Source organism: Streptomyces sp. Y20 (assembly GCF_043195475.1).
Taxonomy (GTDB): domain Bacteria; phylum Actinomycetota; class Actinomycetes; order Streptomycetales; family Streptomycetaceae; genus Streptomyces.
On sequence record NZ_JBIDDP010000002.1, the window covers coordinates 607,023 to 633,563 of the forward strand.

Sequence of the window (26,541 nt, forward strand, 5' to 3'; positions counted from 1 at the left end):
GGCCACAACTGGGCAAGCCAGGCAGTCGAGTCGGCGGCTGAAGCCCGTTCACGGGGTGTGATCTTCTTCTCGGAGAAAACACCCCGTACCCGGACAATCAGCCCTGGAAGCGATACTCTTCGAGCAGCCTGCGCCCGATGATCATTTTCTGGATCTCGGCGGTACCTTCACCGATGAGCAGCATCGGGGCCTCGCGGTAGAGGCGCTCGATCTCGTACTCCTTGGAGAAGCCGTAGCCGCCGTGGATCCGGAAGGCGTCCTCCACGACCTCCTTGCAGTACTCGGAGGCCAGGTACTTCGCCATGCCCGCTTCCAGGTCGTTTCGCTCCCCGGAGTCCTTTTTGCGTGCCGCGTTGACCATCATGGCATGCGCGGCCTCGACCTTGGTGGCCATGTCCGCCAGCTTGAACTGGATGGCCTGGTGCTGGGCGATCGGCTTGCCGAAAGTGTGGCGTTGCTGGGCATAGCGGACACCCAGTTCGAAGGCACGCTGAGCGACGCCGCAGCCACGCGCCGCCACGTTGACGCGACCCACCTCCACGCCGTCCATCATTTGGTAAAAACCTCGGCCGGTGACCCCGCCGAGCACCCGGTCGGCCGGTACGCGCAGGCCGTCCATGATCAGCTCGGTGGTGTCGACGCCCTTGTAGCCCATCTTGTCGATCTTGCCGGGGATGGTGAGGCCCGGGCGGACCTCGCCGAAGCCCGGCTCCTTCTCGACCAGGAAGGTGGTCATCGACCGGTGCGGCGCCGTGCCCTCGGGGTGTCCTTCGTCACTGCGGACGAGGACGGCCACCAGCGAGGACGTACCGCCGTTCGTCAGCCACATCTTCTGGCCGTTCAGGACGTACTCGTCGCCGTCCCGCACGGCCTTGGAGGTGATGGCCGACACGTCCGAGCCCAGTCCCGGCTCCGACATCGAGAACGCGCCGCGGATGTCGCCGGCCGCCATGCGCGGCAGGAAGTGGTCCTTCTGCTCCTGCGTGCCGTGCTGCTTGAGCATGTACGCGACGATGAAGTGGGTGTTGATGATGCCGGACACCGACATCCAGCCGCGGGCGATCTCCTCCACGCACAACGCGTAGGTGAGCAGCGACTCGCCCAGGCCCCCGTACTCCTCGGGGATCATGAGTCCGAACAGGCCGAGTTCCCTCAGGCCGTCCACGATCGCTTGCGGGTACTCGTCGCGGTGCTCCAGCTCGGTCGCGACCGGGATGATCTCCTTGTCGACGAAGTCCCGGACGGTGGAGAGGATCTCCTGCTGGACGTCGGTCAGACCGGCGGTCTGGGCGAGACGGGCCATGGCTTACTTCTCCTGCTGCTTGAGCTCCGGGCGGCCGGGCTGCTCGCCGCCGCGCTCCTTGATGTACGTCTCGGTCGGCACCATCACCTTGCGGCGGAACACGCACACGAGGGTGCCGTCCTGCTTGTAGCCCTTGGTCTCGACATGAACGATCCCGCGGTCGTTCTTCGACTTCGAGGGCCACTTGTCGAGCACGGTCGTCTCGCCGTAGAGCGTGTCGCCGTGGAAGGTCGGCGCCACGTGCTTGAGCGACTCGATCTCCAGGTTGGCGATCGCCTTGCCGGACACGTCCGGGACGGACATGCCGAGCAGCAGGGAGTAGATGTAGTTGCCCACGACGACGTTCTTGCCGAAGTCCGTCGTGCTCTCCGCATAGTTCGTGTCCATGTGGAGCGGGTGGTGGTTCATGGTGAGGAGACAGAACAGGTGGTCGTCGTACTCGGTGACCGTCTTGCCCGGCCAGTGCTTGTACGTCGCCCCGACCTCGAACTCCTCGTACGTGCGTCCGAACTGCATCGCGCTCAGCCCTCCGGGATCTCGAACTTGCTGGTGCGCTGCATGCCGGCGGCGCGTCCCTTGCCGGAGACGACCAGGGCCATCTTGCGGCTGGCCTCGTCGATCATCTCGTCGCCGAGCATCGCCGAGCCCTTCTTGCCGCCGGCCTCGGACGTGTAGTAGTCGTACGCGTCCAGGATCAGCTCGGCGTGGTCGTAGTCCTCCTGGGAGGGCGAGAAGACCTCGTTGGCGGCGTCCACCTGGCCGGGGTGCAGCACCCACTTGCCGTCGAAGCCGAGCGCGGCGGCACGGCCGGCGACCTCGCGGAAGCCGTCGACGTTGCGGATCTGGAGGTAGGGGCCGTCGATCGCCTGGAGGTCGTTGGCGCGGGCTGCCATCAGGATCTTCATCAGGATGTAGTGGTAGGCGTCCGCCGGGTAGCCGGGCGGCTGCTCGCCCACCACGAGGGTCTTCATGTTGATCGACGCCATGAAGTCGGCCGGGCCGAAGATGATCGTCTCGATGCGCGGGGAGGCCTGCGCGATCTCGTTGACGTTGTTCAGGCCCTGCGCGTTCTCGATCTGCGCCTCGATGCCGATCCGCCCGACCTCGAAGCCCATGGTCTTCTCGATCTGCGTCAGCAGCAGGTCCAGCGCGACGACCTGCTGGGCGTTCTGCACCTTCGGCAGCATGATGCAGTCGAGGTTCGGCCCCGCGCCCTCGACCACCGTGACGACGTCGCGGTACGTCCACTCGGTCGTCCAGTCGTTGACGCGGACCACCCGGGTCTTGCCCGTCCAGTCGCCCTCGTTGAGGAACTTGACGATGGTGTGCCGCGCCTCGGGCTTGGCCAGCGGCGCGCACGCGTCCTCCAGGTCCAGGAAGACCTGGTCCGCCGGGAGGCCCTGCGCCTTCTCCAGGAAGCGCGGGTTGCTTCCCGGGACCGCCAGGCAGGAGCGGCGGGGACGCAGACGGTTGACGGTCATGCGGGGACCTCCAGGGGGTCGAGCTTGTTCGCTTTGCGGATCTCGTCGACGATGCGGCCGATGATCCCGGTGATGTCGAAGTCCTTCGGGGTGAACACCGCGGCCACACCGGCGGCCCTGAGCTGTTCGGCGTCACCGTTCGGGATGATGCCACCTGCGATCACGGGTATATCTGTGGCACCGGCCACACGGAGTCGCTGGAGCACGTCCGGGACCAGCTGGGCGTGGGAGCCGGAGAGGATCGACAGGCCCACGGCGTGGACGTCCTCCGCCAGGGCCGCGTCCACGATCTGCTCGGGGGTGAGCCGGATGCCCTGGTAGACCACCTCGAACCCCGCGTCACGGGCGCGCACGGCGATCTGCTCGGCCCCGTTGGAGTGCCCGTCCAGGCCCGGCTTGCCGACCAGGAAGCGCAGCTTGCCGGAGCCCAGCTCACGGGCGGTGGCGTCCACCTTGGCGCGGACCCCGGCGAGCGGCGAGCCTGCCTCGGCGGTGACGGCCACCGGCGCGGAGGAGACCCCGGTGGGGGCGCGGTACTCGCCGAACACCTCGCGCAGGGCACCCGCCCACTCGCCGGTGGTGACCCCGGCGCGGGCGCACTCCAGGGTGGCCTCCATCAGGTTGCCGGTCCCCTTGGCGGCCTCCTTCAGCCTCTCCAGCGCCTTGCAGGGGCGCGGGTGATTGAAGGGCGGCTGGTAGCGGGTGTCGCGCCAGTGCCGCAGGGACTCCACGACGCGGGCCTCGACCGCCGGGTCGACCGTCTGGATGGCGGTGTCGAGGTCGGCGGTCAGCGGGTTCGGCTCGGTGCCCTCGAAGATGTTGACACCGATGATCTTCTCCTGGCCGGACTCGATCCGTGCCCGGCGTTCGGCGTGCGAGGCCACCAGCTGCGACTTCAGGTAGCCGGACTCCACGGCGGCCATCGCGCCGCCCATCTCCTGGATGCGGTCGATCTCCGCGAGGGTGTCCCCGACCAGCTGGTCCACCTTCGCCTCGATCACCTTCGAGCCCTCGAAGATGTCCTCGTACTCCAGCAGGTCGCTCTCGTAGGCGAGCACCTGCTGGATGCGCAGCGACCACTGCTGGTCCCAGGGGCGGGGCAGCCCGAGGGCCTCGTTCCAGGCCGGCAGCTGCACGGCACGCGCGCGTGCGTCCTTGGACAGGGTCACGGCCAGCATCTCCAGCACGATCCGCTGGACGTTGTTCTCCGGCTGTGCCTCGGTCAGGCCGAGCGAGTTGACCTGGACGCCGTACCGGAACCGGCGCTGCTTGGGGTTCTCGATGCCGTACCGCTCGCGCGTGACCTTGTCCCAGATGCGGCCGAAGGCCCGCATCTTGCACATCTCCTCGACGAAGCGGACGCCCGCGTTCACGAAGAAGGAGATGCGGGCCACCACGTCGCCCATGCGCTCCCGGGGCACCTGGCCGGAGTCGCGGACGGCGTCCAGGACGGCGATCGCCGTGGAGATCGCGTACGCGATCTCCTGCACCGGCGTGGCCCCGGCCTCCTGGAGGTGGTAGCTGCAGATGTTGATCGGGTTCCACTTGGGCATGTGGGAGACCGTGTACGCGATCATGTCCGTCGTCAGGCGGAGCGACGGTCCCGGCGGGAACACATGGGTGCCCCGGGACAGGTACTCCTTGACGATGTCGTTCTGCGTCGTGCCCTGGAGCTCGGTGATGTCCGCGCCCTGCTCCTCGGCGACGACCTGGTAGAGCGCCAGCAGCCACATGGCGGTGGCATTGATCGTCATCGAGGTGTTCATCTGCTCCAGGGGGATGTCCTGGAACAGCCGGCGCATGTCACCGAGGTGCGCCACGGGCACACCCACCCGGCCGACCTCGCCGCGGGCGAGGATGTGGTCGGAGTCGTAGCCGGTCTGCGTCGGCAGGTCGAAAGCCACCGACAGACCGGTCTGGCCCTTGGCGAGGTTGCGCCGGTACAGCTCGTTGGACGCCTCGGCCGTCGAGTGGCCGGCGTACGTCCGCATCAGCCACGGACGGTCCTTCTGACGCTCTGTCATCTAAGGCCCTCAGATGTTCCGGAAGCGGTTGATGGCGTCGATGTGCTTGGCGCGCATCTCCTCGTCGCGCACCCCGAGGCCCTCCTCGGGGGCGAGGCAGAGGACGCCGACCTTGCCCTGGTGCAGGTTCCGGTGGACGTCGTAGGCGGCCTGGCCGGTGTCCTCGAGGGAGTACGTCTTCGACAGGGTGGGGTGGATCTTGCCCTTGGCGATGAGGCGGTTGGCCTCCCAGGCCTCGCGGTAGTTCGCGAAGTGCGAGCCGATGATCCGCTTCAGCGACATCCACAGGTACCGGTTGTCGTACTCGTGCATGTAGCCCGAGGTCGAGGCGCAGGTGGTGATGGTGCCGCCCTTGCGGGTGACGTAGACGGAGGCGCCGAAGGTCTCGCGGCCGGGGTGCTCGAAGACGATGTCGATGTCCTCGCCGCCGGTCAGCTCGCGGATGCGCTTGCCGAAGCGCTTCCACTCCTTGGGGTCCTGGGTCCGCTCGTCCTTCCAGAACTTGTAGCCCTCGGCGTTGCGGTCGATGATCGCCTCGGCGCCCATCGCCCGGCAGATGTCCGCCTTCTGGTCACTGGAGACGACGCAGATCGGGTTGGCGCCACCGGCCAGGGCGAACTGGGTGGCGTAGGAGCCGAGGCCGCCGCTGGCGCCCCAGATGAGGACGTTGTCGCCCTGCTTCATCGCCGCGCCGTTGCGGGAGACGAGCTGGCGGTAGGCGGTGGAGTTGACCAGACCCGGGGCCGCGGCCTCCTCCCAGCTGAGGTGATCCGGCTTGGGCATCAGCTGGTTGGACTTGACCAGCGCGACCTCGGCGAGACCACCGAAGTTGGTCTCGAAGCCCCAGATGCGCTGCTCGGGGTCGAGCATCGTGTCGTTGTGGCCGTCGGAGGACTCCAGCTCGACCGAGAGGCAGTGCGCGACGACCTCGTCGCCCGGCTTCCAGGCGTTCACGCCCGGGCCGGTGCGCAGCACGACGCCCGCCAGGTCGGAGCCGATGATGTGGTACGGCAGGTCATGGCGGCGGGTCAGCTCGCTGACCTTGCCGTAGCGCTCCAGGAAGCCGAACGTCGAGAGCGGCTCGAAGATCGAGGTCCACACCGAGTTGTAGTTCACCGAGGAGGCCATGACGGCCACCAGGGCCTCCCCGGGCCCCAGTTCGGGCACCGGAACCTCGTCGAGGTGGATCGACTTGCGGGGGTCCTTGTCGCGGGTCTCGAGGCCCGCGAACATCTCCGTCTCGTCCTTGTGCACGGTGATCGCGCGGTACGACTCGGGGATCGGCAGAGCGGCGAAGTCGGCGGACGTGGCGTCCTTCGACTGGATCGCGTCCAGGATGTCCTTCACGGTCACGGTATTGCCTCCGGCGGTGAGCGCCCTGAGGGAGGGGCGCTGTGGATTCGTCGGTGTTGCTGCGAGGAGTGCTGCTGAGGGTTTTTCGGATGTGCCGTCGGTTCGGCTCGGTGGTACTTCGGCAGCGCTTTGTGGCGCGGGAGGGTGCCTGTGACGCAGGCGTCCGGGCGCGCAGGCCAAGGGGCTTGCGGGGACAGCCGGCGAGCGTCTGGTCGCTGCTCGCCGGCCGCCCGGACCTCTTCAACGTATGACACCGCGTGTCAGGTGACAAGGCACTGAGTGCCAGAACTTGCTCTCAGATGAATTCTTTACGTAACACATGAGCGATGATCGATCGAACGGCCCCTGAAATCTCCCTGAAAACGGCTCCTGACATGCCAAAACGGCCACCCCGAAGGGTGGCCGTCCAGATAGCGTGCCCGTACGGTCAGCGCTCTTTCAGCGCCTCCTCGATGGTCCTCATGACCTCGTCCAGCGAGGCGTCGGTGCGGGCGACCGTCACCAGGACCTCACCGTGCGCGGAGACCGCCGCAGGGGCGGCGGGAGCCGCCTGCGCGGCCTGGCCGGCCGGGCCGCGGCCGGCTCCGATGCCGCTGCCGAAGGTCTTCCGCACGATCGCGAAGGCGTGGTCCAGCTGCGCCTCCACGTCGCCCTGGCCGCCCGCCCGCAGCCAGCGCCGCAGGACGTGGTTGTGGGCGGTGACCACGGCCGAGGCGGCGACCTCGGCCAGCAGCGGGTCGTCGTTGGCGTCGTCGGCGTGCGCGTGCTCGTCGAAGTGGCCCAGCAGGTAACGGGTGAACAGCCGCTCGTAACGGGCCACCGAGGCGATCTCGGCCTCCCGCAGGGTGGGCACCTCGCGGGTGAGCTTGTAGCGGGCGACGGAGATCTCCGGCCGCGCCGCGTACATCTTCATGACTTCCTTGATGCCGCGGCACACCGTGTCGAGCGGGTGCTCGTGCGCGGGGGCGGCCTTCAGCACCGCCTCCGCGCGGACCAGGGTGTCGTCGTGGTCCGGGAAGATCGCCTCTTCCTTGGAACGGAAGTGACGGAAGAAGGTGCGGCGCGCGACCCCGGCGGCGGCCGCGATCTCGTCGACGGTGGTCGCCTCGTACCCCTTGGTCGCGAACAGCTCCATGGCGGCCGCCGCCAGTTCTCGGCGCATCTTGAGTCGCTGGGCGGCGGCGCGGCTGCCCGCGGCACTCTCCGGCGCGTCGGGCGTGGCGGGTGTACGGGAGGACTTGGCGGACTGCGACATGACCCGAACGTACTGCATGGGCGCGGCCCGGTGCGCAGGTGCGGGCGTTCCCCCGCCCGTGGAGGGCGGGGGTCCGCCGGTCCGGGAGGGCGGGGGGACCCGGCGCCGTGCGGGTGGCGCGAACGCGCCCGGATCCAGCAGCCCGCCCCAGTCCGTGTCCGCGCGGATCCGGTCGCCGGCGCCGTCAGCGGCGGGCATACTCGCGGAAGCCGCGGCCCGTCTTGCGGCCGAGGCAGCCCGCGGCCACCAGGTGCTCCAGCAGCGGGGCCGGGGCGAGGCCGGGCTCGCGGAACTCGCGGTGCAGCACCTTCTCGATGGCCAGCGAGACGTCCAGGCCCACCACGTCCAGCAGTTCGAACGGGCCCATCGGGTAGCCGCCGCCGAGCTTCATCGCCGCGTCGATGTCGTCGAGCGTCGCGTAGTGCTCCTCCACCATCTTGATCGCGTTGTTGAGGTACGGGAACAGCAGCGCGTTCACGATGAAACCCGCCCGGTCCGTGCAGTCGACCGCGTGCTTCCTGATCCGGCCGCACACCTCGCGCACCGTCGCGTGCACGTCGTCCGCGGTCAGCACCGTCCGCACGACCTCGACCAGCTTCATGGCCGGCGCCGGATTGAAGAAGTGCATGCCGATCACGTCCTGCGGGCGCGAGGTGGCGCGGGCGCAGGCGACGACGGGCAGCGAGGAGGTGGTGGTGGCCAGGACCGCGCCCGGCTTGCACACCTTGTCCAGCGTCCCGAACAGCTGCCGCTTGACCTCGAGGTCCTCCGCGACCGCCTCGACGGCCAGGTCGACATCGGCGAAGGCGTCGTAGGAGCCCGCCGGGGTGATCCGGTCCAGGACCTGCGCGGCGGCCTCCGCGGTCAGCCGGCCCTTGTCGACGGAGCGGGCCAGCGACTTGCCGATCCGGGCCTTGGCGGCCTGGGCCTTCTCCTCGCTGCGGGCGGCCAGGACGACGTCGTAGCCTGCCTTGGCGAACACCTCGGCGATGCCGGAGGCCATGGTGCCGGAGCCCGCGACACCGACGGAGCGGACCGTACGGCCCGCGGTGGGCGCACCGTCCGCGGCCGGGCTCGTCGCGTCCGGCACCACCGTCGCGCTGCCCGGCGCCTCGTAGGTGTAGAACCCGCGCCCGGACTTGCGGCCGGTCAGACCCGCCTCGCTGAGCTGCTTGAGGATGGGGGCGGGGGCGTGCAGCCGGTCCCGGGACTCGGCGTACATGGCCTCCAGGACCGTCCGCGCGGTGTCGACGCCGATCAGGTCCAGCAGGGCGAGGGGGCCCATCGGCAGACCGCAGCCCAGCCGCATGGCGGCGTCGATGTCCTCACGGGAGGCGTACTTCGCCTCGTACATCGCGGCGGCCTGGTTGAGGTAGCCGAAGAGCAGCCCGTCCGCGACGAAGCCGGGGCGGTCGCCGACCGCGACCGGCTCCTTGCCCAGCTCGATCGCGAAGTCGGTGACGGCGGCGACGGCCTGCGGCGCGGTGAGCACCGAGGAGACGACCTCGACCAGCCGCATCGCCGGCGCCGGGTTGAAGAAGTGCAGGCCGAGCACGCGCTCGGGGCGGGCGGAGCCGGCGGCCAGCCGGGTCACGGACAGCGCGTTCGTCCCGGTCGCGATGATCGTCTCCGGGCGGACGATGCCGTCCAGCTCGCCGAAGATCTGCTGCTTGATCTCGTAGGACTCGGGGGCGACCTCGATGACGAGGTCGGCGTCGGCCGCCGCGCCGAGGTCGGTGGCGGTGCGCACCCGGGCCAGGGCGTCGGCGCGATCCTCGGCGGTGAGCCGGCCGCGGGCCACGGCCCGGTCGGTGGCGGCCTCGAGGGCGGCCAGGGCCCGGGCGGTCCGGGCCTCGCTGATGTCGATGCCGATCACCTCGCGGCCGGCCTTGGCGAGGACCTCGGCGATGCCGGTGCCCATGGTGCCGAGGCCGACCACGGCGACCGTCCGGAACGGGGACACGGGGGTGCCGGGCTGGGGGGACAGGGGAGTGGCCATCGCGGGACTCCAGGAATGAGGGGTGACGACGAGGAGCGCGCCGGGTGCGCCGGAAGGGCGCACCACGGTGCGAGGAGGAGTGCGGGTGTTTCCGGGCTGCGAGCGCACACGCCCGGCGGTGCCGCGGGCGTGCACACGCCCGGGAGCGGCGAAACGTCGACCGGCCCTGTCCCGGAGCCGGGTCGTACTGCGGTACACATGGCGTACCGAACCGACCGACAACACCGTCGACGGCCGCGTCACCAGACCGTCGTCGGCGTATAAGCGAGAGGGTTACTCGCTCGTATGAGCTTAACCGGCGGGTAACGAGCGCGCCAGCCCCCGGGGGGAAACCGACCGTGTGATGTACCTCCCCCGGCCGCCACGACCCGCCTACGCTGGACCTCGTGGACGAAGAGTTGCGATCGCTCACCGAGCGCTTACGGCAGGAGTCGGGCGGCACGCCGGCGTTCGACCGCCTGCGGGCCACGCGGGACCACGCCGAACTGGCCGAGGTGCTCACCGCGCCCGGACAGCCCCTGTGGGCCAGGGAACTGGCCGCCTTCCGCCTCGGCCTCGCCGGCGACCGGCGCGCCTTCGAGTCCCTCGTGCTGCTCCTCAACCACCGCGACCCGCCGCGCTGCGCGTCCGCCGCCCACGCCCTGGCCCGGCTCGGCGACCCGCGCACCGCCCGGGCCGCCGCCGCCCTCGCCACCAACGAGCTGCGCGTCGCCTACGCCCTGCACCCGGTACGGCTCCTGGCCGCCCTGCGCGCCCCGGAGTCCGTGCCCGCGCTGATCACCACTCTGGAGCGGCGGCTGCGCCCGCACGACCCCTACCGCAAGGTCGCCCTCGCCTGCGTGGAGGGCCTCGGCACGCTCGGCGACGCCCGCGCCCGCCGGGTGCTGAACGAGGCCCTGGCCCATCCGGCGCTCGCGGAGGCGGCGGTGCACGCGCTGGCCCGGATTCCGGAACAGCAGCGCAGATGACCGGGTGACGCCCGCGTCAGCCGCCCAGCGGGGCCGCGTACCGCACCTCGGGCACGGCGGTGCCGTCCACCTCGAACGGCTGCTCGGCCCCGTCGGGCCGGAATCCGGCGCGCTCGTAGAAGCGGCGGGCCGAGGTGTTGTGCCGGAGCACCCACAGGAGCATGCGCGGACACGCCGGGCACCGCTCGACCGAAGCGGCCAGCAGGGCCCGGCCGATCCCGCCGCCGAGGTGCGCGGGATCGACGTAGAGCGCGTACAGCTCGGCGTCCCCGGCGGGCGCGTCGCCGTCCCGGTACGGCCCGTGCGCCGCCCACCCCAGCACCCGGCCGTCCCGCTCGGCGACCAGGTTCACCACGGAGCCGTCCCCCTCGGCGAACCGGGCCCGGCGCCGCTCGGCGTCGGCCGCGACGTCCAGGCCGTCGAGGTACGAGTCCGGCATGAGCCCCCGGTAGGCGTGCTGCCAGCCCCGGACGCGGATCTCGGAGACGCGGCCGCAGTCGGCGAGGGTCATCTCGCGGACCGTCAGGGCGCTCACGAGCGGCTCGGCGGACCCGTCGGGGGCGGCGGCGGTACGGCTCGGTTCACTCATGCCCTCATGGTGACCCGTGCCGCCGCCGGCACCGCGACGGGGCCCGGCGGTTGCCAGGGCACGTCGTTCGGCCCTAGCGGCGGAAGCCCAGCAGGCCGTGCAGTGCCGAGCCGCCGGACGACGCCGACACCGTCTTGCCGGTGAGCGGTTCGGGATCCGGCGACTTCGCGCAGACCGCGTCGGCCGGACCGCCGCCGCGCGGCACCGTGCCGTCGGCGAGATACGCGGCCAGGTATCCGTCCAGACAGGCGTTGCCGCTCAGCGTGACACCGTGGTTGCCGCCGCCCTCCTCGACCACCAGGCTGGAGCCGGCCAGCAGCCGGTGCATCGTGGCACCGCCGGAGTACGGGGTGGCCGCGTCGTCGGTCGCCTGGAACAGCAGCGCGGGCGGCAGCTCGCCGTTGGTGATGTCCACCGGTCGCCGCGCGGCAACCGGCCAGAACGCGCAGGGCGCGTTGTACCAGAGGTTGTTCCAGGCCATGAAGGGCGCCTTCGCGTACACCCTCCAGGTGTCGGAGCGCCACCGGTTCCAGGAGCGCGGCCAGGGGGCGTCCCGGCACTGCACGGACGTGTAGACGCTGTAGCCGTTGTCACCGGAGGCGTCCACGGCGGCGAAGTGTTCGTACGCCTGCACCAGCGGCCCGGTGTCCTTGTGGTGGACGTAGGCCGCGAACGCCTCGGCCAGGTAGGGCCAGTAGCCGTTGTAGTAGCCGCCGGGGACGAAGGTGTCCTCCAGTTCGGCGGCGCCCACCTTGCCGCCGGCCGGTGTCCGCGCCAGCGCGGTCCGCATCGCGTACCACCGGGCCTCGATCCCGGCGGGGTCCCGGCCGAGCCCGTACGCGGCGTCGTACCGGGCGATCCAGGCCATGAGCGCCCGGTGGCGCCCGTCGAAGGCGTAGTCCTGGCCGAGGTTGTCGTCGTACCAGACGCCGGTCGGGTCGACGACCGAGTCCAGCACCAGCCGGTGGACGCGCCGCGGGTAGAGCTTCGCGTAGACCGCGCCGAGGTAGGTGCCGTACGAGTAGCCGAAATAGCTGATCCTCGGCGCGCCCAGGGCCTGCCGGACGGAGTCCAGGTCGCGGGCGGTGCTCACGGTGTCGAGGTACGGCAGCACGTCGGCGTAGGTACGGCCGCAGGCGGCGGCGAAGGACCGCGCCCGCTCCAGGTTGGCCCGTTCCAGCGCGGGCGTGACCGGCACGGTGTCCGGGCGCACCGCCCGGAAGTGGCCGGGCGCGCAGGTCAGGGCCGGGTCGCCGGCGCCGACCCCGCGCGGGTCGAACCCGATGACGTCGTACCGGGACGCCACGCTCCGCGGCAGGGCCGAGGCGACGAAACCGGCGAGCGTCAGGCCGCTGCCGCCGGGGCCGCCGGGATTGACCAGCAGGGGGCCCTGGGAGGTCCGCGCGGTGTGCGGGACGCGGGACAGGGCGAGGGTGAGCTGCCGGCCCGACGGGTCCGCGTGGTCCAGGGGGACCTTCAGGGACGCGCACTGCAGGCTCGGGTGGTCGCGGGTGCCGCACGTGTGCCAGGAGAGTCCCGGCACGGCAGAGGCGGCGGCCGCCCGGACGGGAACAGTGGTGGCCGAGCCCGCCACCATGGCGGCGGCCGCGCACAGCACGGCTGCGCGGTGTCTCATGTGCGTCCTCCCGGGACGGAGGTGCCGGCGAACCGCGAGGCTCACGGTTCTGGCCGCATCGTCCCGGCGCCGGGCCCCCCGGGAACGCGTTCCGGCGATACTTGACCCGATTGGTTCGCGAGATCCCCCCAACGCCCCGGGCGTGCTCACATGAGGGTGAGCTGGGTGGGTTCCGGGCCGGCCGGGGGCGGTGCGGGCGCCGGGCCGATCCGGCGGGCCCGCCCCGCGCGCGTGGGCCCGATGCCGTACTCCTCGGCCAGCTCGTGCACCTGACGGGTGATCCGGCGCTGGTACCAGCGGGGCGCGTAGGCCCCCTCGGCGTACAGCCGCTCGTACCGCCCCACCAGGTGCGGATGGTGCCGGCCGAGCCAGGCCGCGAACCACTCGCGGGCGCCCGGGCGCAGATGCAGCACCAGGGGCGTGACCGAGGTGGCCCCGGCCGCCGCGATCGCCCGTACGGTCTCCCGCAGCTGGGCCGGGGCGTCGCTCAGGAACGGGATGACCGGCGCCATCAGCACGCCGCAGCCGATGCCGTGCTCCCCGAGGGTCCGTACGACGTCCAGCCGGCGTTCGGGCGCGGGCGTGCCCGGCTCCACCGTGCGCCACAGTTCGGTGTCCAGGAAGCCGACGGAGACCGAGATCCCCACGTCCGTCACCTGGGCCGCCCGGACCAGCAGGTCCAGGTCGCGCAATATCAGGGTGCCCTTGGTGAGGACGGAGAACGGGTTCGCGTGGTCGGTGAGGGCGGAGATGATGCCCGGCATCAGCCGGTAGCGGCCCTCGGCACGCTGGTAGCAGTCGACGTTCGTCCCCATCGCGACGTGGTCGCCCTGCCAGCGGCGGGAGGCGAGCTGGCGGCGCAGCACCTCGGGTGCGTTGACCTTGACGACGATCTGGGTGTCGAAGCCGATGCCGGTGTCCAGGTCCAGATAGCCGTGCGTCCGGCGGGCGAAGCAGTAGACGCACGCGTGCGTGCAGCCCCGGTAGGGGTTCACCGTCCACTCGAACGGCATGCGCGAGGCGCCCGGCACCCGGTTCAGCACCGAGCGCGCCCGGACCTCGTGGAAGGTGATTCCGCGGAACTCGGGCGTGTCGAACGTACGCGTGGTGACGGAGTCCGCGCCGAACAGTGCCGCGTCGGCGGCCCGGCCGTGCTCGGCGGGCTCCCCGGGCGGGCCGGACTCCACGGTGAGGTTCTCCCAGCGCATGACGCCTCCTCGGTAGCACTGAGCCCCAGATTAGAACATATGTTCCCATGATCGTGCGCACCCCGATTTGGGCGGCCGGGTACCGGGGTGGTTGGCTTGCCCCCACCCCGAGCAACCAGGTCCTGGAGGAAGCAATGGCGCAGGTCGAGGCCACTACGGAGCGGGTCGTCGCGGCGGACGCGGAGAAGGTGTTCGACGCCCTCGCCGACTACCGCGGTACACGGCAGAAGCTGCTGCCCGAGCACTTCAGCGAGTACGAGGTGCGCGAGGGGGGCGACGGCGAGGGCACCCTCGTCCACTGGAAGCTCCAGGCCACCAGCAAGCGCGTGCGCGACTGCCTGCTCGAGGTGACCGAGCCCACCGACGGCGAGCTGGTCGAGAAGGACCGCAACTCCTCCATGGTCACCACCTGGCGCGTCACCCCGGCCGGCGAGGGCGGCTCCCGGGTCGTCGTCACCACCACATGGCAGGGCGCAGGCGGCGTCGGCGGCTTCTTCGAGCGCACCTTCGCGCCCAAGGGCCTCGGCCGGATCTACGACGCCCTGCTCGCCAACCTCGCCGCCGAAGTGGAGAAGTAGCCCCAAGGCCCGGCCGGCGAAGGGGTGTTGAAGGAGTGTTGACCCCTTCACCGGTTCGGGTGGAACTCCACCCGGCCCCGGGCCGTGCCGTAACTCGCCGCAGTTGTTCGCAGTTGTCGCCTCGCGCGGCACATGTGACAGGTAGGGCGAGGGGAGCGGTACGTGGGCGGGACGACACTGGTGCAGCACGAGCCGGTCGTGGCACCGGCCGCCGGCGGGAGGCACGCGGCCGGCGAGGAGAGCGCCGCCGGCGAGGGGCACGCGGCCGGCGAGGAGAGCGCCGCCCCGCCTCCGTCCCCCGCCGTACTCGCCCCCCGCCGGGTCCGCCTGGTGTTCCTCGGGCTGATGCTGGCCCTGCTGCTGGCCGCGCTGGACCAGATGATCGTCGCCACGGCGCTGCCGAAGATCGTCGGCGAACTGCACGGCCTGGACCGGATGTCCTGGGCGATCACCGCCTACCTGCTCACCTCCACCATCGGCCTGCCCCTGTACGGCAAACTCGGCGACCTGGTCGGCCGCAAGGGCGTCTTCCAGTTCGCCATCGCCGTCTTCGTCCTCGGCTCCGCCCTCGCCGGCCGGGCCGCGACCATGGACCAGCTCATCGCCTACCGCGCACTCCAGGGCGTCGGCGCCGGCGGCCTCATGATCGGTGTGCAGGCGATCATCGCCGACATCGTGCCACCCCGGGAACGCGGCCGGTACATGGGCCTGATCGGCGCCGTCTTCGGTCTCGCCTCCGTCGCCGGCCCGCTGCTCGGCGGCTACTTCACCGACCACCTCTCCTGGCGCTGGTGCTTCTACGTCAACGTCCCCTTCGGCCTGGTCACCCTGGCCGTCGTCACCGCCGTCCTCCGGCTCCCCCGACCGCGGGTCCGCGCCCGCCTCGACCTGCCCGGCGCCCTGCTGCTCGCCACCGCATCCACCTGCCTGGTCCTGCTCACCAGCTGGGGCGGCACCGAGTACGCCTGGGACTCACGGCAGATCCTCGGTCTCGCCGCCGGCGCCCTCGCCGCCACCGCTGCCTTCCTCGCCGCCGAGCACTTCGCCGCCGAACCCCTCATCCCGCTGCGGCTGTTCCGCGACTCCGTCTTCGTCACCAGCGGCCTGGTCGGCCTGGTGATCGGCGTCGCCCTGTTCGGCGCGGCCAGCTATCTGCCGACCTTCCTCCAGATGGTCGACGGGGCCAGCGCCACCGAGTCCGGGCTGCTGATGCTGCCCATGATGGCCGGCATCGTCGGCGCCTCCGTCATCGGCGGACAGCTCATCAGCCACACCGGCCGGTACCGGATCTTCCCCGTGCTCGGCAGCGCCGTCTCCGCCGTCGGCATGTGGCTGCTGTCCCGGCTGGAGACCGACACGCCCCGGCTGCACTACAGCATCTGGATGGCCGTGCTCGGCACCGGCATCGGCCTGGTGATGCCCGTTCTCGTCCTCGCCGTGCAGAACTCCGTACGCCCCGCCGACCTCGGCACCGCCACCAGCGCCAACAACTACTTCCGGCAGATCGGCGGCAGCGTCGGCGCCGCCGTCTTCGGCACCCTCTTCGCCGGCCGGCTCACCGATGCCCTGCGCGCCCAGCTGCCCCCGCACGCGGGCACCGGGCTGCCCGACGCCGACTCCCTCACCCCGCAGCTCGTCCACGCGCTGCCCCCGGCGCTGCGCGACGCCTACATCCGCGCCTACGCCGACGCGATGCCGCGGATCTTCCTCTACCTCGTGCCGGTACTGGTCCTCGGCCTGCTGATCGCCTTCTTCCTCAAGGAGAAACCACTGGTGTCCCACAACGCCGCCGCAACGGACCCCGTGTCCGTGACCGCCCCCGTCCCGCAGGCCCGCCACCAGCCGCCGGGCGCGGGGAGCACCGCCCCGTCCCGCGCGCCGTACACCGCCGGCATCCCGGTCTGCGGCACCGTGCAGCACCCCGACGGCACCGTGGTGCCCCGCGCCGCCCTCACCCTCATCGACATCGCCGGCCAGCAGATCGGGCGGGGCGCCAGCGGTGACGACGGGCGGTACGCCCTCGGCACGCCCGGCTCCGGGTCGTACGTGCTCATCGCCGCCGCCGGCGGCCACCAGCCGCAGGCCGTCTCCGTCACCGTCGGCGAACGCCCCGTCGAACTCGACGTCGTCCTCGGCGGCGCGGGACGCCTCGCCGGCAGCGTGCTCACCGCCGACGGCACCCCCGTCCGCGACGCCACCGTCACCCTCACCAACGTGCACGGCGAGGTCGTCGCCGCGACCCGCAGCGGACGCGAGGGCGGCTACGTGATCACCGAGCTGGTCGCCGGCGAGTACACCCTCGCCGCCAGCGCCCCCGTCTTCCGGCCCGCCGCCCTCCCGGTCACCGTGCAGGCCTCCCGCGAGACCCGGCAGGACATCGAGCTCGCGGGCGGCGCCGTGCTGAAGGGCACCGTACGGGCCGGCGGCGGACGAGCCGTGGAGGACGCGCGCGTGACGCTGCTCGACGCCGCAGGGAACGTCGTCGACACCCTCACCACCGGAGCCGACGGAACCTTCCGGTTCGTGGACCTCTCCTCCGGCGAGTACACCGTCATCGCCGCCGGTTACCCGCCGGTCGCCACGGTGTTGCAGGTCGCGGGCGGCGGACGCACCGAACGGGACCTCCAGCTCGGGCACGAGGACTGAGGGGGCGCACGTGCGGCGGCGGGCCGCGCGCCGGTGCGATCCGGTGACATCAATTCAAGGATTGCCGCACATCGCGACCGGCCGTCGCCTTACCGTGGTGGCGGGCGGCACAGATCGTTCTGCGTACAGCCGTGGGGAGAGAGGGCCTGGGCCATGGACCGTGGCAGCGAGCGGGACACCGTCCCCGGGCACGGCGCCGGTGACGTCGCGGCGGGCCGGATCCCGCTGGCCGTGGTCGTCGTCGACCGGGCCGGACTGGTGTCCCACTGGAGCAGCGGCGCACGGCGCCTGTTCGGCGTGGGCCGGGAGGAGGCCGTCGGACATCCCGTGACGGATCTGCTGCCCGTCTCCGGCGCCCTGCCGGAGGACCTGCGCGCCGCGATGCCGGACGCGTACGAGGCGGGCGACCCGCACGCCGGCGCCCTGCCCGACGCGTACGAGGCGTACGACGGGCCGGGCCCCGACCTGGAGACCTCACTCGGCGGCCACACCGGCTACGCCACCGCGGGCCGGGCCCGGCTGGTCCCGCCCCGGCAGGACCCGGACGGCGAGCGGCTGGACGTGCTGTGGTGGGCCTACCCGCTGGTCGGCCCGGGCAGCTCCCGGCTGCTCGTGCTCGCCGCCGACGCCACCCGGCTGCGCGGCGAACGCGGCTACGACGACGAGACGGCCGAACGCATCTCGCCCGGCTTCGCCCGCCACACCGAACTGCCCGCCTTCGAGGAGCTCGAACGGCGCCTGCCCGAGATCCTGCCCAGCATGGGCCCGGGACTCAGCGCCCGCATCGTCTCCCAGGTCCTCGAACTCGGCTATCCCGTGCTGGAGTTCAGCCAGTTCGAGCGAGTGCCCGTCACCCCGTACTGGGGTGTGCCCCGCCGCGCCGGACGCACCCGCGCCGAAGCCGTCGCACCGCGGGACCGGACACCGGTGGTCCGCGTCCCGGCCGGCGCCGAGGAGGACCTGGAGTACGCCGCCGTCCGCGAGCGGCTGGAGTTCCTCAACGAGGTCAGCTCCCGCATCGGCTCCTCCCTCGACCTCGGCGAGACCATCCGCGAGGTCACCAGCGCCGCCGTACCCCGGTTCGCGGACTTCGCCGGCACCCATCTGCGCGCCGCCGTGCTGGCCGGCGAGGGCTTCCCGGACGGGCCGCCGGACGCCACCACCGTCATGTTCCGCGTCTGGGTCGAGCACAACGACGAACCGGGCCGCTGGGACGACACCGTGCCGGTCGGCGAGGCGTTCGCCTTCCCCGAGCACACCCCGTTCTACCGCTGCATGGACAGCGGTGAGCCGGTGCTCGTCCCCCGGGTCACCGAGGAGCTGTCCGAGCGCATCGCCGGCGAGTTCGAGAAGCGTGACCTCAGGCCGCTCATCGGCGGCCGGTCCCTGCTGATCGTCCCGCTCAAGGCGCGCAACGTGGTCCTCGGCTTCATGGTGCTGATGCGCCGACCCGACCGGCCGCAGTTCGACGACATGGACCGCACCACCGGCGCCGAACTCGCCGCCCGCGCGGGGCTCGTGCTCGACAACGCCCGCATGTACACCTACCAGGAGAACGTCGCCGACACCCTCCAGGACAGCATGCTGCCGCAGGTCTCCCCGCGGATGGCCGGCTGCGACGTCGCCACCCGCTACCTGCCCGGCGCCCGGCTCGGCCGGATCGGCGGCGACTGGTTCGACAGCATCAAACTGCCCGGCTCCCGCACCGCCCTCGTCGTCGGCGACGTCATGGGCCACGGCCTGAACTCGGCCGCGATGATGGGCCAGTTGCGCACCGCCGTACAGACCATGGCCGCCATGGAGACCCCGCCCGCCCAGCTCCTGCGCAACCTCGACGACCTGGCCCGCCGGCTCGGCGACACCTACCTCGCCACCTGCCTGTACGCCGTCTACGACCCGATCCGCGGCGAGTTGACCCTGGCCAATGCCGGTCACATCCCGCCGGTGCTGGTCCGCGCCGAGGACGGCGGCAGCCAGCTCCTCGAACTGCCCACCGGTGCGCCGATCGGCGTCGGCGGGGTTCCCTTCGAGGTGTCCCGGGTCAAGGTCGCGCCCGGCGACCGGCTGGTGCTGTGCACCGACGGCCTGGTCGAGGTGCGCGGCTCCGACATCGGCGAGGGCCTGGCCGCGCTCTGCGAGTCCGCCGCACACCCCGCCGCCTCCATGGACGACGCCTGCGACACGATCATCCGCGCCCTCAACACCCGCGGTGGACGCAAGGACGACGTCGCCCTGCTCATGGCCCGGCTCAACGGCATCCCCGACGACGACGTCGCCGAGTGGTGGCTCGACGCCGACCCGCGCGAGGTGGGCCGGGCCCGCCGCCTGGTCCGCGAACGGCTGGTGCACTGGGGCTTGGCGCACGCCGTGGAGACGGCGGAACTGCTGGTCAGCGAGGTCGTCACCAACGCCGTCCGGCACGCGGGGAGCGCGCTGATCGGGCTGCGGGTCGTCCGCACCGACGCCTTGCTGTTCGAGGTGACCGACGACGAACCCGCCCTGCCCGGCCTGATCAGCGCCGGTCCCTACGACGAGTGCGGCCGCGGGCTGCGGGTGGTCAGCCGGCTCGCCCGGGAGTGGGGCGCCAGCGCCAGCGGGCACCGCAAGACCGTCTGGTTCGAACAGGCCCTCACCGGCACCGCCTGACCCGCGAGGCGCACGTCGGGCCGCGCGCCTCGCGGGACGGCCAGGGCCCGTACATCTCGTGAAGGTGGCCTCCGGACTCTTGCCCCGCTCCGGGCCGTCGCGATATCCCGATCACGGAACCGAACCGTGGGGAGATCGCATGAACGTCTCGACCGACTACCGGAACGCCTGGGAAAGTTACTGGAGCGAAACCTCCGACACCCGGGGTGAGGCGATATGGGACGCCGACCCCTCCCTGAGCGCCGCACCGCACAGCGAACTGCTCCTGCCGTACGCCGACGCCAAACGTACGATCGTCGACCTCGGCTGCGGCAACGGCACCCAGACCCACTACCTGGCCACCCGGTTCGCCCACGCCGTCGGCGTCGACCTCTCGCACGCCGCCGTGGAGCACGCCCGCCGCGCCGCGCACACGGACAACGTCGAGTTCCAGCAGCTCGACCTCACCGACACCGAGGCCGTCAGCACCCTGCACGAGCGGCTCGGCGACACCAACGTCTACATGCGGGCCGTCATCCACCAGAGCGAGCCGGCCGCCCGCCCCGCGGTGGCCGCCGCCGTCGCCCGGCTCATCGGCACGGAGGGCCGCGCGTTCGTGGTGGAACTGACCTCCGCCTCCCGGGACGTCCTGCGGCGCGCGGCGTCCGAACCGGCCGGACCGCCGCCCAAGCTCCAGCGCGTCTTCCACCACGGGCTCAAGCCCGCCGACGCCGGCGACGACGAGATCCCGCGCCTGCTCGCCGAGGCCGGCCTGACCGTCCTGGCCGACGGCGGGACGGCCCTGCCGCAGACCGAGTACCTCGCGGACGGCACCCGCATCGACCTGCCCGCCCGCTGGTTCGTCCTCGCGGGCGCCTGACCGGGACCCGGTGGCCCTCCGGCAGGTGGGTGAGCGTGCCCGGGTCGTAGCCTGACCGGCGCCCGGCGCGTAACGTGACGGAGATGAAGATCCTCATCAGTGCCGACATGGAGGGGGCCACCGGGGTCACCTGGCCCGCCGACGTGCTGCCGGGGACGCCGCAGTGGGAGCGGTGCCGGACGATGTTCACCTCGGACGTGAACGCCGCCGTGGAAGGTTTCTTCGACGGCGGCGCCGACCGGGTGCTCGTCAACGAGGCCCACTGGACCATGCGCAACCTCCTCCTGGAGCGGCTCGACGAGCGGGTCGAGATGCTCACCGGCCGGCACAAGGCGCTGTCCATGGTGGAGGGCGTCCAGCACGGCGACGTGGACGGCATCGCGTTCGTCGGCTACCACGCGGGCGCGGGCATGGCGGGCGTCCTCGCCCACACCTACCTCGCCAACCAGATCACCGGCGTGTGGCTGAACGGCGTCCGCGCCAGTGAGGGTCTGCTCAACGCGCACGTCGTCGCCGAGTACGGCGTCCCCGTCGTCCTCGTCACCGGCGACGACGTGGCCTGCGAGGACGCGCTCGGATACGCGCCGGAGGCTCTGAAGGTCGCCGTCAAGGACCATGTGTCGCGGTACGCGGCCGTCTGCCGGACCCCGGCCCGGACCACCGCGGACATCCGCGCGGCGGCCAAGGACGCCGCCGCACTGGCGGTCCGCCACGAACCCGCCGAGGCCGGCCCGTTCACGGTCGCCGTCGAGTTCGACGCCGAGCATCTGGCGTCGGCCGCCACCATCGTCCCCGGCGTGGCGCGGACGGGTGAGCGGAAGGTGGCGTACACCGGCGCCACCATGTACGAGGGGATCAGGACGTTCAAGGCGGTCACCACGATCGTCTCCGCCGCCGTGGAGGAGCAGTATGGCTGATGCGCAGGCCCTGGACGAGGTCGTGGAGTTCACCTCCGGCCTGATCCGCGTCGACACCACCAACCGCGGCGGCGGGGACTGCCGGGAACGGCCCGCCGCCGAGTACGCCGCCGAACGGCTGGCCGGGGCCGGTCTGGAACCCCTGCTGCTGGAGCGCACCCCGGGCCGCACCAACGTCGTCACCCGGATCGCGGGCACCGACCCGTCCGCCGACGCCCTCCTGGTCCACGGCCACCTCGACGTGGTGCCCGCCGAGGCCGCCGACTGGAGCGTGCACCCGTTCTCCGGCGAGGTCCGCGACGGGGTCGTGTGGGGGCGGGGCGCCGTCGACATGAAGAACATGGACGCGATGATCCTCGCCGTGGTCCGGTCCTGGGCCCGGCAGGGTGTGCGGCCCCGCCGCGACCTCGTCATCGCGTTCACCGCGGACGAGGAGGCCAGCGCCGAGGACGGCTCCGGGTTCCTCGCCGACCGGCACCCCGAACTCTTCGAGGGCTGCACGGAGGGCGTCAGCGAGTCCGGCGCGTTCACCTTCCACGACGGGACCGGCCGGGAGATCTACCCGATCGCCGCGGGGGAGCGCGGCACCGGCTGGCTGAAGCTCACCGCGCGCGGCCGGGCCGGGCACGGCTCCAAGGTGAACGAGGAGAACGCGGTGACCCGGCTCGCCGCCGCCGTCACCCGCATCGGCGAGCACCGGTGGCCGATCCGCCTCACCCCGACCGTGCGGGCCGCCCTGACCCGGCTCGCCGACCTGAACGGCATCGACGCCGACCTCACCGACGTGGACCGGCTGCTGGAAAAGCTCGGGCCGGCCGCCCGGCTGGTCGAGGCGACCATCCGCAACAGCGCGAACCCGACCATGCTGGACGCCGGTTACAAGGTCAACGTGATCCCCGGCGAGGCGGTCGCCTACGTCGACGGCCGCTGTCTGGTCGGCTTCGAGGAGGAGTTCGCCGCCACGATCGACGAGCTGGTGGGCCCGGACGTGCGGTGGGAGTTCGCCCACCGGGAGGTGCCCCTCCAGGCGCCGCTGGACACGCCGGTGTACGCCGCGATGCGGGCCGCGGTGGAGGAGTTCGCACCCGGCGGCCACGTGGTGCCGTACTGCATGTCGGGCGGCACGGATGCCAAGCAGTTCTCCCGGCTCGGTGTCACCGGCTACGGCTTCACCCCGCTGAAGCTGCCCCCGGACCTCGACTACCAGGCGCTGTTCCACGGCGTGGACGAGCGGGTGCCCGTGGAGGCGCTGCACTTCGGTGTCCATGTCCTGGACCGCTTCCTGCGGACGGCGTGACCGATGGAGGACGTGATGCACGAGGCGCCGTACGGATCGTGGCCGTCGCCCGTCGACGCCGCGCTCGCCGCCGCGCACGACGGGCGGCCGGACTGGGTGGGTATCGTCGGGGACGAGACCTGGTGGACCGAGCCCCGGCCCGCCGAGGGCGGCCGGCGGACCCTGGTCCGGCGCCGGGCCGACGGCGTCGAGGAGTCCGTGCTGCCCGCGCCGTGGAACGTGCGCAGCCGGGTCATCGAGTACGGCGGCCGGCCCTGGGCCGGGACCGAACGGGACGGGCGGCCGCTGATCGTCTTCGTACACCTCGCCGACCAGCGGCTGTACCGGTTCGAGCCCGGTGGTGAGCCCCGCCCGCTCACCCCCTCCTCCCCGGTGGCCGGCGCGCTGCGCTGGGCCGAACCCCGGGTGGACCTCGCGCGCGGTGAGGTGTGGGGCGTGCTGGAGGAGTTCACCGGCGACGGCCCCGGCGATGTACGGCGGGTCCTGGCCGCCGTCCCGCTGGACGGCTCGGCCGCCGGCGACCGCGGCGCCGTCCGCGAACTCACCCCCGCCCGGCACCGGTTCGTGACCGGCGCCCGCCTCTCACCCGACGGCCGGCGGGCCGCCTGGCTGGGCTGGGACCACCCCCGGATGCCGTGGGACGGGACGGAACTGCTGGTCGCCGACGTGACCGAGGACGGCCGGCTGGAGAACACGCGGTCGGTAGCCGGTGGACCCGAGGAGGCCGTCGCCCAGGCCGAGTGGGCACCGGACGGCAGGCTGCTGTACACGAGCGACCGCGGCGGCTGGTGGAACCTCTACCGCGACGGCACCCCGCTGTGCCCGCGCGAGGAGGAGTTCGGCGGACCGCTGTGGCAGCTCGGGCTGCGCTGGTTCGCGCCGCTGGACAGCGGCCTGCTGGCGGTGGTGCACGGCCGGGGGCCGGCCGTCCTCGGCATACTGGACCCGGAGTCCGGCGAGATCGTCGACGCCGCCGGACCCTGGACGGAGTACACCGCCACCCTCGCCACCCACGGCGAGCGGGTCATCGCGGTCGGCGCCGGCCCGCACACCGCCTACGAGGTGATCGAGCTGGACACCGTCACCGGCCGCGCCCGCGCCGTCGGCGCCCGGCACCGGGACCCCGTCGACCCGGCGTACTACCCGCGACCGCGGCAGCGCGCCTTCACCGGCCCGGGCGGCCGCGAGGTGCACGCCCACGTCCACCCGCCGCACCACCCCCGGCGGACCGCGCCCGACGGCGAGCTGCCGCCGTACGTCATCTGGGCGCACGGCGGTCCCACCGGCCGGACACCGCTGGTGCTGAATCTCTCGATCGCCTACTTCACCTCACGGGGCATCGGGGTCGCCGAGGTCAACTACGGCGGCTCCACCGGATACGGGCGGGCCTACCGCGAGCGGCTGCGCGAGCAGTGGGGCGTGGTCGACGTCGAGGACTGCGCGGCCGTCGCCCGGGCCCTCGCCGACGAGGGCATCGCCGACCCCGCCCGGCTCGCGATCCGGGGCGGCAGCGCCGGCGGCTGGACCGCCGCCGCCTCCCTGACCACGACCGACGTCTACGCCTGCGGAACGGTCCTGTATCCCGTGCTCGACCTCACCGCCTGGGGCCCGGGGGAGACCCACGACTTCGAGTCCCGCTACCTGGAGACCCTGATCGGCCCGCACGCCGAGGTGCCGGCCCGCTACGCCGAGCGCTCCCCGATCGCGCACGCCGACCGGCTCAGCGCGCCGTTCCTGCTGCTCCAGGGCCTGGACGACGTCATCTGCCCGCCCGCCCAGTGCGAACGCTTCCTGGCCCGGATCGCCGGCCGGGGCGTGCCGCACGCCTACCTCGCCTTCGAAGGGGAGGGGCACGGGTTCCGGCGGGCCGAGACGATGATCCGCGCCCTGGAGGCGGAACTGTCCCTGTACGCCCAGGTGTTCAAGCTGCGTCCGGCACCGCCGCCGCCCAAGGTGGAGCTGGCCCCGTGAACGGACTCGTCCGACCCCGCCGGCTGGCACCGGGCGCTCGGGTGGCCGTCGTCGCCCCCAGCGGGCCGGTGCCCGAGGAGCGGCTCCAGGCGGGGCTCGACGTGCTGCGCGGCTGGGACCTCGATCCGGTGGCCGGCCGCCACGTTCTGGACCGGCACCCCGAGTTGGGCTACCTCGCCGGCACGGACGCCGATCGCGCCGCCGACCTCCAGGACGCCTGGTGCGACCCGGCCGTGGACGCGGTGCTGTGCGCCCGGGGCGGTTACGGCGCACAGCGCGTGATCGACCTGCTCGACTGGGAGGCGATGCGGGCGGCCGGCCCGAAGGTTCTCGTCGGGTTCAGCGACGTCACCGCGCTGCACGAGGCGTTCGCCGTCCGCCTGGGACTGGCCACGCTGTACGGGCCGATGGCGGCCGGCGTCGACTTCGTGAAGAACGCGCGGGCGCAGGAGCATCTGCGGGCCACGCTCTTCGCGCCCGAGACGGTGCGCGTGATCGCCTACGGCGGTACCGCCCTCGTGCCCGGCCGGGCACGCGGTGTCACCCTCGGCGGCTGCCTGTGCCTGCTCGCCGCGGAACTCGGCACCCCGCACGCCCGGCCCTCGGCACGCGGCGGACTGCTCTGCCTGGAGGACGTGGGCGAGGAGACGTACCGGCTGGACCGCTATCTGACCCAGCTCCTGCGCGCCGGGCTGCTGGAGGGGATCCGGGGCGTGTTGCTCGGCTCGTGGGAGGGCTGCGCCGACGAGGACCGGCTGCGGCCCCTGCTGGCCGACCGGCTCGGCGGGCTCGGCGTCCCGGTCGCGGAGAACGTCGGATTCGGTCACTGCGCGGGCGCGTTGACGATCCCGTTCGGTGTCACCGCCGAACTGGACGCGGACACCGGCACGTTGACCCTCGACGAACCGGCGCTGCGCTGACGGCCGCCCGCCCGGCCGCCGGGCGGCCGGCTCACCCGGACGGCGGCGCACGCCGTGCGGACACGCCCCCCGGGTTCCACCCCGGTCGCATGAGCCGGAACACCGAGGCAGGCGACGGCCGGCGCGAGCTGACCACGCCCGCCCGCACGATCGTCCTGGCACTGGCCGTCCTCGCGCTGGTCCCGGGGGCCGAGGTCACCCGGGCCGTGCGGACGGCCCTGCTGGCCACCGGGCTCGTCGGCGGGCTGTGCGGGGCCTGTCTCCAGCGACGCCGCGGCCAGTGACACCCTAGGCTGGCCGGATGCCGCACACCCCGCCCCCGAGCCTCCCCGAAGGCCCCCGCGTCGCGCTCCGCCGCTTCACCCTCGCGGACGGCCCCGAGTTCACCGCCCGGGCCCGGGAGAGCCGGGAGCTGCACCGGCCCTGGCTGTTCCCGCCGGACAGCGACGAGGCGTACGCCGACTACGCCGGCAGGCTCATCGAGGACCCGGCCCGGGCCGGCTTCCTGGTGTGCGAGAAGGGCGACGGCTCCATCGCCGGGTTCATCAACATCAACAACATCGTGCGGGGCGGCTTCCGGTGCGGCGCCCTCGGCTACGGCGCCTTCGCGCACGCGGCCGGGCGCGGCCTGATGCGCGAGGGCCTGGAGCTGGTGCTCGGGTACGCGTTCGGACCCCTGGGCCTGCACCGGCTGGAGATCAACGTGCAGCCCGGGAACGCCGCCTCCATCGCCCTCGCCCGGGGTGCGGGCTTCCGCCTGGAGGGCTTCTCCCCGGACATGATCTACGTCGACGGGGCCTGGCGCGACCACGAACGCTGGGCCCTCACCGTGGAGATGCGCGTCTGCGGCTGACGTACTCGACCGGGGACCGCGGGCCGGGGCCGGGCCGC

At 72.4% G+C, this 26,541-nt stretch carries 21 protein-coding genes; 11 read left to right on the plus strand and 10 right to left on the minus strand.

The genetic code is table 11. The annotated features are described in order from the left end of the window. Positions 1-97: 97 nt before the first annotated feature. The 7 genes from ACGFT1_RS07615 to ACGFT1_RS07645 form a co-directional block, all read right to left on the minus strand. Positions 98-1,303 (minus strand): acyl-CoA dehydrogenase family protein, encoded by a 1,206-nt coding sequence (locus ACGFT1_RS07615; protein WP_373908100.1) that lies wholly within the window; start codon positions 1,301-1,303, stop codon positions 98-100. A 3-nt stretch (positions 1,304-1,306) separates the two neighbouring features. Further along, a complete protein-coding gene (locus ACGFT1_RS07620) occupies positions 1,307-1,819 on the minus strand; it encodes a MaoC family dehydratase (protein ID WP_373908101.1) in 513 nt (170 codons plus the stop codon). A 5-nt stretch (positions 1,820-1,824) separates the two neighbouring features. Next, positions 1,825-2,784, minus strand: a complete 960-nt coding sequence (locus tag ACGFT1_RS07625; protein WP_373908102.1) for a CoA ester lyase — start codon at positions 2,782-2,784, stop codon at positions 1,825-1,827. Then, positions 2,781-4,808: a protein meaA gene (locus ACGFT1_RS07630; protein WP_373908103.1), complete on the minus strand. Its 2,028-nt coding sequence runs from the start codon at positions 4,806-4,808 to the stop codon at positions 2,781-2,783. The genes ACGFT1_RS07625 and ACGFT1_RS07630 overlap by 4 nt, the downstream gene beginning before the upstream one ends. A 9-nt stretch (positions 4,809-4,817) precedes the next feature. Then, entirely contained in the window at positions 4,818-6,155 is a 1,338-nt protein-coding gene (gene ccrA / locus ACGFT1_RS07635) for a crotonyl-CoA carboxylase/reductase (RefSeq protein ID WP_373908242.1), read from the minus strand. Between the two features lie 433 nt (positions 6,156-6,588). Beyond that, on the minus strand, positions 6,589-7,416 hold the full coding sequence (locus tag ACGFT1_RS07640; RefSeq protein WP_373908104.1) for a TetR family transcriptional regulator: 828 nt from the start codon (positions 7,414-7,416) through the stop codon (positions 6,589-6,591). A gap of 184 nt (positions 7,417-7,600) precedes the next feature. Next, positions 7,601-9,415 (minus strand): 3-hydroxyacyl-CoA dehydrogenase family protein, encoded by a 1,815-nt coding sequence (locus ACGFT1_RS07645; RefSeq protein WP_373908105.1) that lies wholly within the window; start codon positions 9,413-9,415, stop codon positions 7,601-7,603. A 386-nt stretch (positions 9,416-9,801) separates the two neighbouring features. Between ACGFT1_RS07645 and ACGFT1_RS07650 the strand changes: the two genes are divergently transcribed. Next, on the plus strand, positions 9,802-10,383 hold the full coding sequence (locus ACGFT1_RS07650; RefSeq protein WP_373908106.1) for an adenylosuccinate lyase: 582 nt from the start codon (positions 9,802-9,804) through the stop codon (positions 10,381-10,383). A gap of 16 nt (positions 10,384-10,399) precedes the next feature. Here ACGFT1_RS07650 and ACGFT1_RS07655 read toward each other — a convergent pair whose 3' ends face one another. The 3 genes from ACGFT1_RS07655 to ACGFT1_RS07665 all read right to left on the minus strand — a co-directional run bounded on the left by ACGFT1_RS07655 (position 10,400) and on the right by ACGFT1_RS07665 (position 13,816). Further along, positions 10,400-10,894 (minus strand): N-acetyltransferase family protein, encoded by a 495-nt coding sequence (locus ACGFT1_RS07655; RefSeq protein WP_373908243.1) that lies wholly within the window; start codon positions 10,892-10,894, stop codon positions 10,400-10,402. Between the two features lie 151 nt (positions 10,895-11,045). Further along, the gene (locus ACGFT1_RS07660) at positions 11,046-12,608 is read right to left on the minus strand and encodes an alpha/beta hydrolase (protein ID WP_373908107.1); all 1,563 of its coding nucleotides are present in this window, start codon (positions 12,606-12,608) and stop codon (positions 11,046-11,048) included. 146 nt (positions 12,609-12,754) lie between these two features. After that, positions 12,755-13,816, minus strand: coding sequence for an Rv2578c family radical SAM protein (locus ACGFT1_RS07665; protein WP_373908108.1), 1,062 nt, complete (start codon positions 13,814-13,816; stop codon positions 12,755-12,757). 134 nt (positions 13,817-13,950) lie between these two features. Between ACGFT1_RS07665 and ACGFT1_RS07670 the strand changes: the two genes are divergently transcribed. From ACGFT1_RS07670 to ACGFT1_RS07715, 10 genes are all read left to right on the plus strand, one after another. Continuing rightward, on the plus strand, positions 13,951-14,394 hold the full coding sequence (locus ACGFT1_RS07670) for an SRPBCC family protein (protein WP_373908244.1): 444 nt from the start codon (positions 13,951-13,953) through the stop codon (positions 14,392-14,394). Between the two features lie 162 nt (positions 14,395-14,556). After that, on the plus strand, positions 14,557-17,040 hold the full coding sequence (locus ACGFT1_RS07675) for an MFS transporter (RefSeq protein WP_373908109.1): 2,484 nt from the start codon (positions 14,557-14,559) through the stop codon (positions 17,038-17,040). Between the two features lie 153 nt (positions 17,041-17,193). Further along, positions 17,194-19,686 carry a SpoIIE family protein phosphatase gene (locus tag ACGFT1_RS07680; protein WP_373908110.1) on the plus strand — a complete coding sequence of 831 codons (2,493 nt, stop codon included), beginning with the start codon at positions 17,194-17,196 and terminating at the stop codon, positions 19,684-19,686. A gap of 139 nt (positions 19,687-19,825) precedes the next feature. Continuing rightward, positions 19,826-20,545 (plus strand): class I SAM-dependent methyltransferase, encoded by a 720-nt coding sequence (locus ACGFT1_RS07685; RefSeq protein ID WP_373908111.1) that lies wholly within the window; start codon positions 19,826-19,828, stop codon positions 20,543-20,545. A gap of 83 nt (positions 20,546-20,628) precedes the next feature. Then, positions 20,629-21,462, plus strand: coding sequence for a M55 family metallopeptidase (locus tag ACGFT1_RS07690; protein WP_373908112.1), 834 nt, complete (start codon positions 20,629-20,631; stop codon positions 21,460-21,462). After that, entirely contained in the window at positions 21,455-22,759 is a 1,305-nt protein-coding gene (locus ACGFT1_RS07695; protein ID WP_373908113.1) for a M20/M25/M40 family metallo-hydrolase, read from the plus strand. Before ACGFT1_RS07690 ends, ACGFT1_RS07695 begins: the two co-directional genes overlap by 8 nt. A 15-nt stretch (positions 22,760-22,774) precedes the next feature. Further along, the gene (locus ACGFT1_RS07700; RefSeq protein WP_373908114.1) at positions 22,775-24,730 is read left to right on the plus strand and encodes a prolyl oligopeptidase family serine peptidase; all 1,956 of its coding nucleotides are present in this window, start codon (positions 22,775-22,777) and stop codon (positions 24,728-24,730) included. Beyond that, positions 24,727-25,650 (plus strand): LD-carboxypeptidase, encoded by a 924-nt coding sequence (locus ACGFT1_RS07705; RefSeq protein WP_373908115.1) that lies wholly within the window; start codon positions 24,727-24,729, stop codon positions 25,648-25,650. The genes ACGFT1_RS07700 and ACGFT1_RS07705 overlap by 4 nt, the downstream gene beginning before the upstream one ends. 89 nt (positions 25,651-25,739) lie before the next feature. Then, entirely contained in the window at positions 25,740-25,934 is a 195-nt protein-coding gene (locus tag ACGFT1_RS07710; RefSeq protein WP_373908116.1) for a hypothetical protein, read from the plus strand. A gap of 17 nt (positions 25,935-25,951) precedes the next feature. Then, complete coding sequence (locus ACGFT1_RS07715; RefSeq protein WP_373908117.1) at positions 25,952-26,503, plus strand: GNAT family N-acetyltransferase; 552 nt, start codon at positions 25,952-25,954, stop codon at positions 26,501-26,503. Positions 26,504-26,541 lie beyond the last annotated feature (38 nt).

What these genes read in the sequence shown, in the direction of transcription:
- ACGFT1_RS07695 (WP_373908113.1), top strand. Translation starts at nt 21,455, where the DNA reads ATGGCTGATGCGCAGGCCCTGGACGAGGTCGTGGAGTTCACCTCCGGC.
- ACGFT1_RS07700 (WP_373908114.1), top strand. Translation starts at nt 22,775, where the DNA reads ATGCACGAGGCGCCGTACGGATCGTGGCCGTCGCCCGTCGACGCCGCG.
- ACGFT1_RS07660 (WP_373908107.1), bottom strand. Translation starts at nt 12,608, where the DNA reads ATGAGACACCGCGCAGCCGTGCTGTGCGCGGCCGCCGCCATGGTGGCG.
- ACGFT1_RS07655 (WP_373908243.1), bottom strand. Translation starts at nt 10,894, where the DNA reads ATGACCCTCGCCGACTGCGGCCGCGTCTCCGAGATCCGCGTCCGGGGC.
- ACGFT1_RS07630 (WP_373908103.1), bottom strand. Translation starts at nt 4,808, where the DNA reads ATGACAGAGCGTCAGAAGGACCGTCCGTGGCTGATGCGGACGTACGCC.
- ACGFT1_RS07670 (WP_373908244.1), top strand. Translation starts at nt 13,951, where the DNA reads ATGGCGCAGGTCGAGGCCACTACGGAGCGGGTCGTCGCGGCGGACGCG.
- ACGFT1_RS07640 (WP_373908104.1), bottom strand. Translation starts at nt 7,416, where the DNA reads ATGTCGCAGTCCGCCAAGTCCTCCCGTACACCCGCCACGCCCGACGCG.
- ACGFT1_RS07690 (WP_373908112.1), top strand. Translation starts at nt 20,629, where the DNA reads ATGAAGATCCTCATCAGTGCCGACATGGAGGGGGCCACCGGGGTCACC.
- ACGFT1_RS07710 (WP_373908116.1), top strand. Translation starts at nt 25,740, where the DNA reads ATGAGCCGGAACACCGAGGCAGGCGACGGCCGGCGCGAGCTGACCACG.
- ACGFT1_RS07645 (WP_373908105.1), bottom strand. Translation starts at nt 9,415, where the DNA reads ATGGCCACTCCCCTGTCCCCCCAGCCCGGCACCCCCGTGTCCCCGTTC.
- ACGFT1_RS07625 (WP_373908102.1), bottom strand. Translation starts at nt 2,784, where the DNA reads ATGACCGTCAACCGTCTGCGTCCCCGCCGCTCCTGCCTGGCGGTCCCG.
- ACGFT1_RS07665 (WP_373908108.1), bottom strand. Translation starts at nt 13,816, where the DNA reads ATGCGCTGGGAGAACCTCACCGTGGAGTCCGGCCCGCCCGGGGAGCCC.
- ACGFT1_RS07715 (WP_373908117.1), top strand. Translation starts at nt 25,952, where the DNA reads ATGCCGCACACCCCGCCCCCGAGCCTCCCCGAAGGCCCCCGCGTCGCG.
- ACGFT1_RS07615 (WP_373908100.1), bottom strand. Translation starts at nt 1,303, where the DNA reads ATGGCCCGTCTCGCCCAGACCGCCGGTCTGACCGACGTCCAGCAGGAG.
- ACGFT1_RS07680 (WP_373908110.1), top strand. Translation starts at nt 17,194, where the DNA reads ATGGACCGTGGCAGCGAGCGGGACACCGTCCCCGGGCACGGCGCCGGT.
- ACGFT1_RS07620 (WP_373908101.1), bottom strand. Translation starts at nt 1,819, where the DNA reads ATGCAGTTCGGACGCACGTACGAGGAGTTCGAGGTCGGGGCGACGTAC.
- ACGFT1_RS07685 (WP_373908111.1), top strand. Translation starts at nt 19,826, where the DNA reads ATGAACGTCTCGACCGACTACCGGAACGCCTGGGAAAGTTACTGGAGC.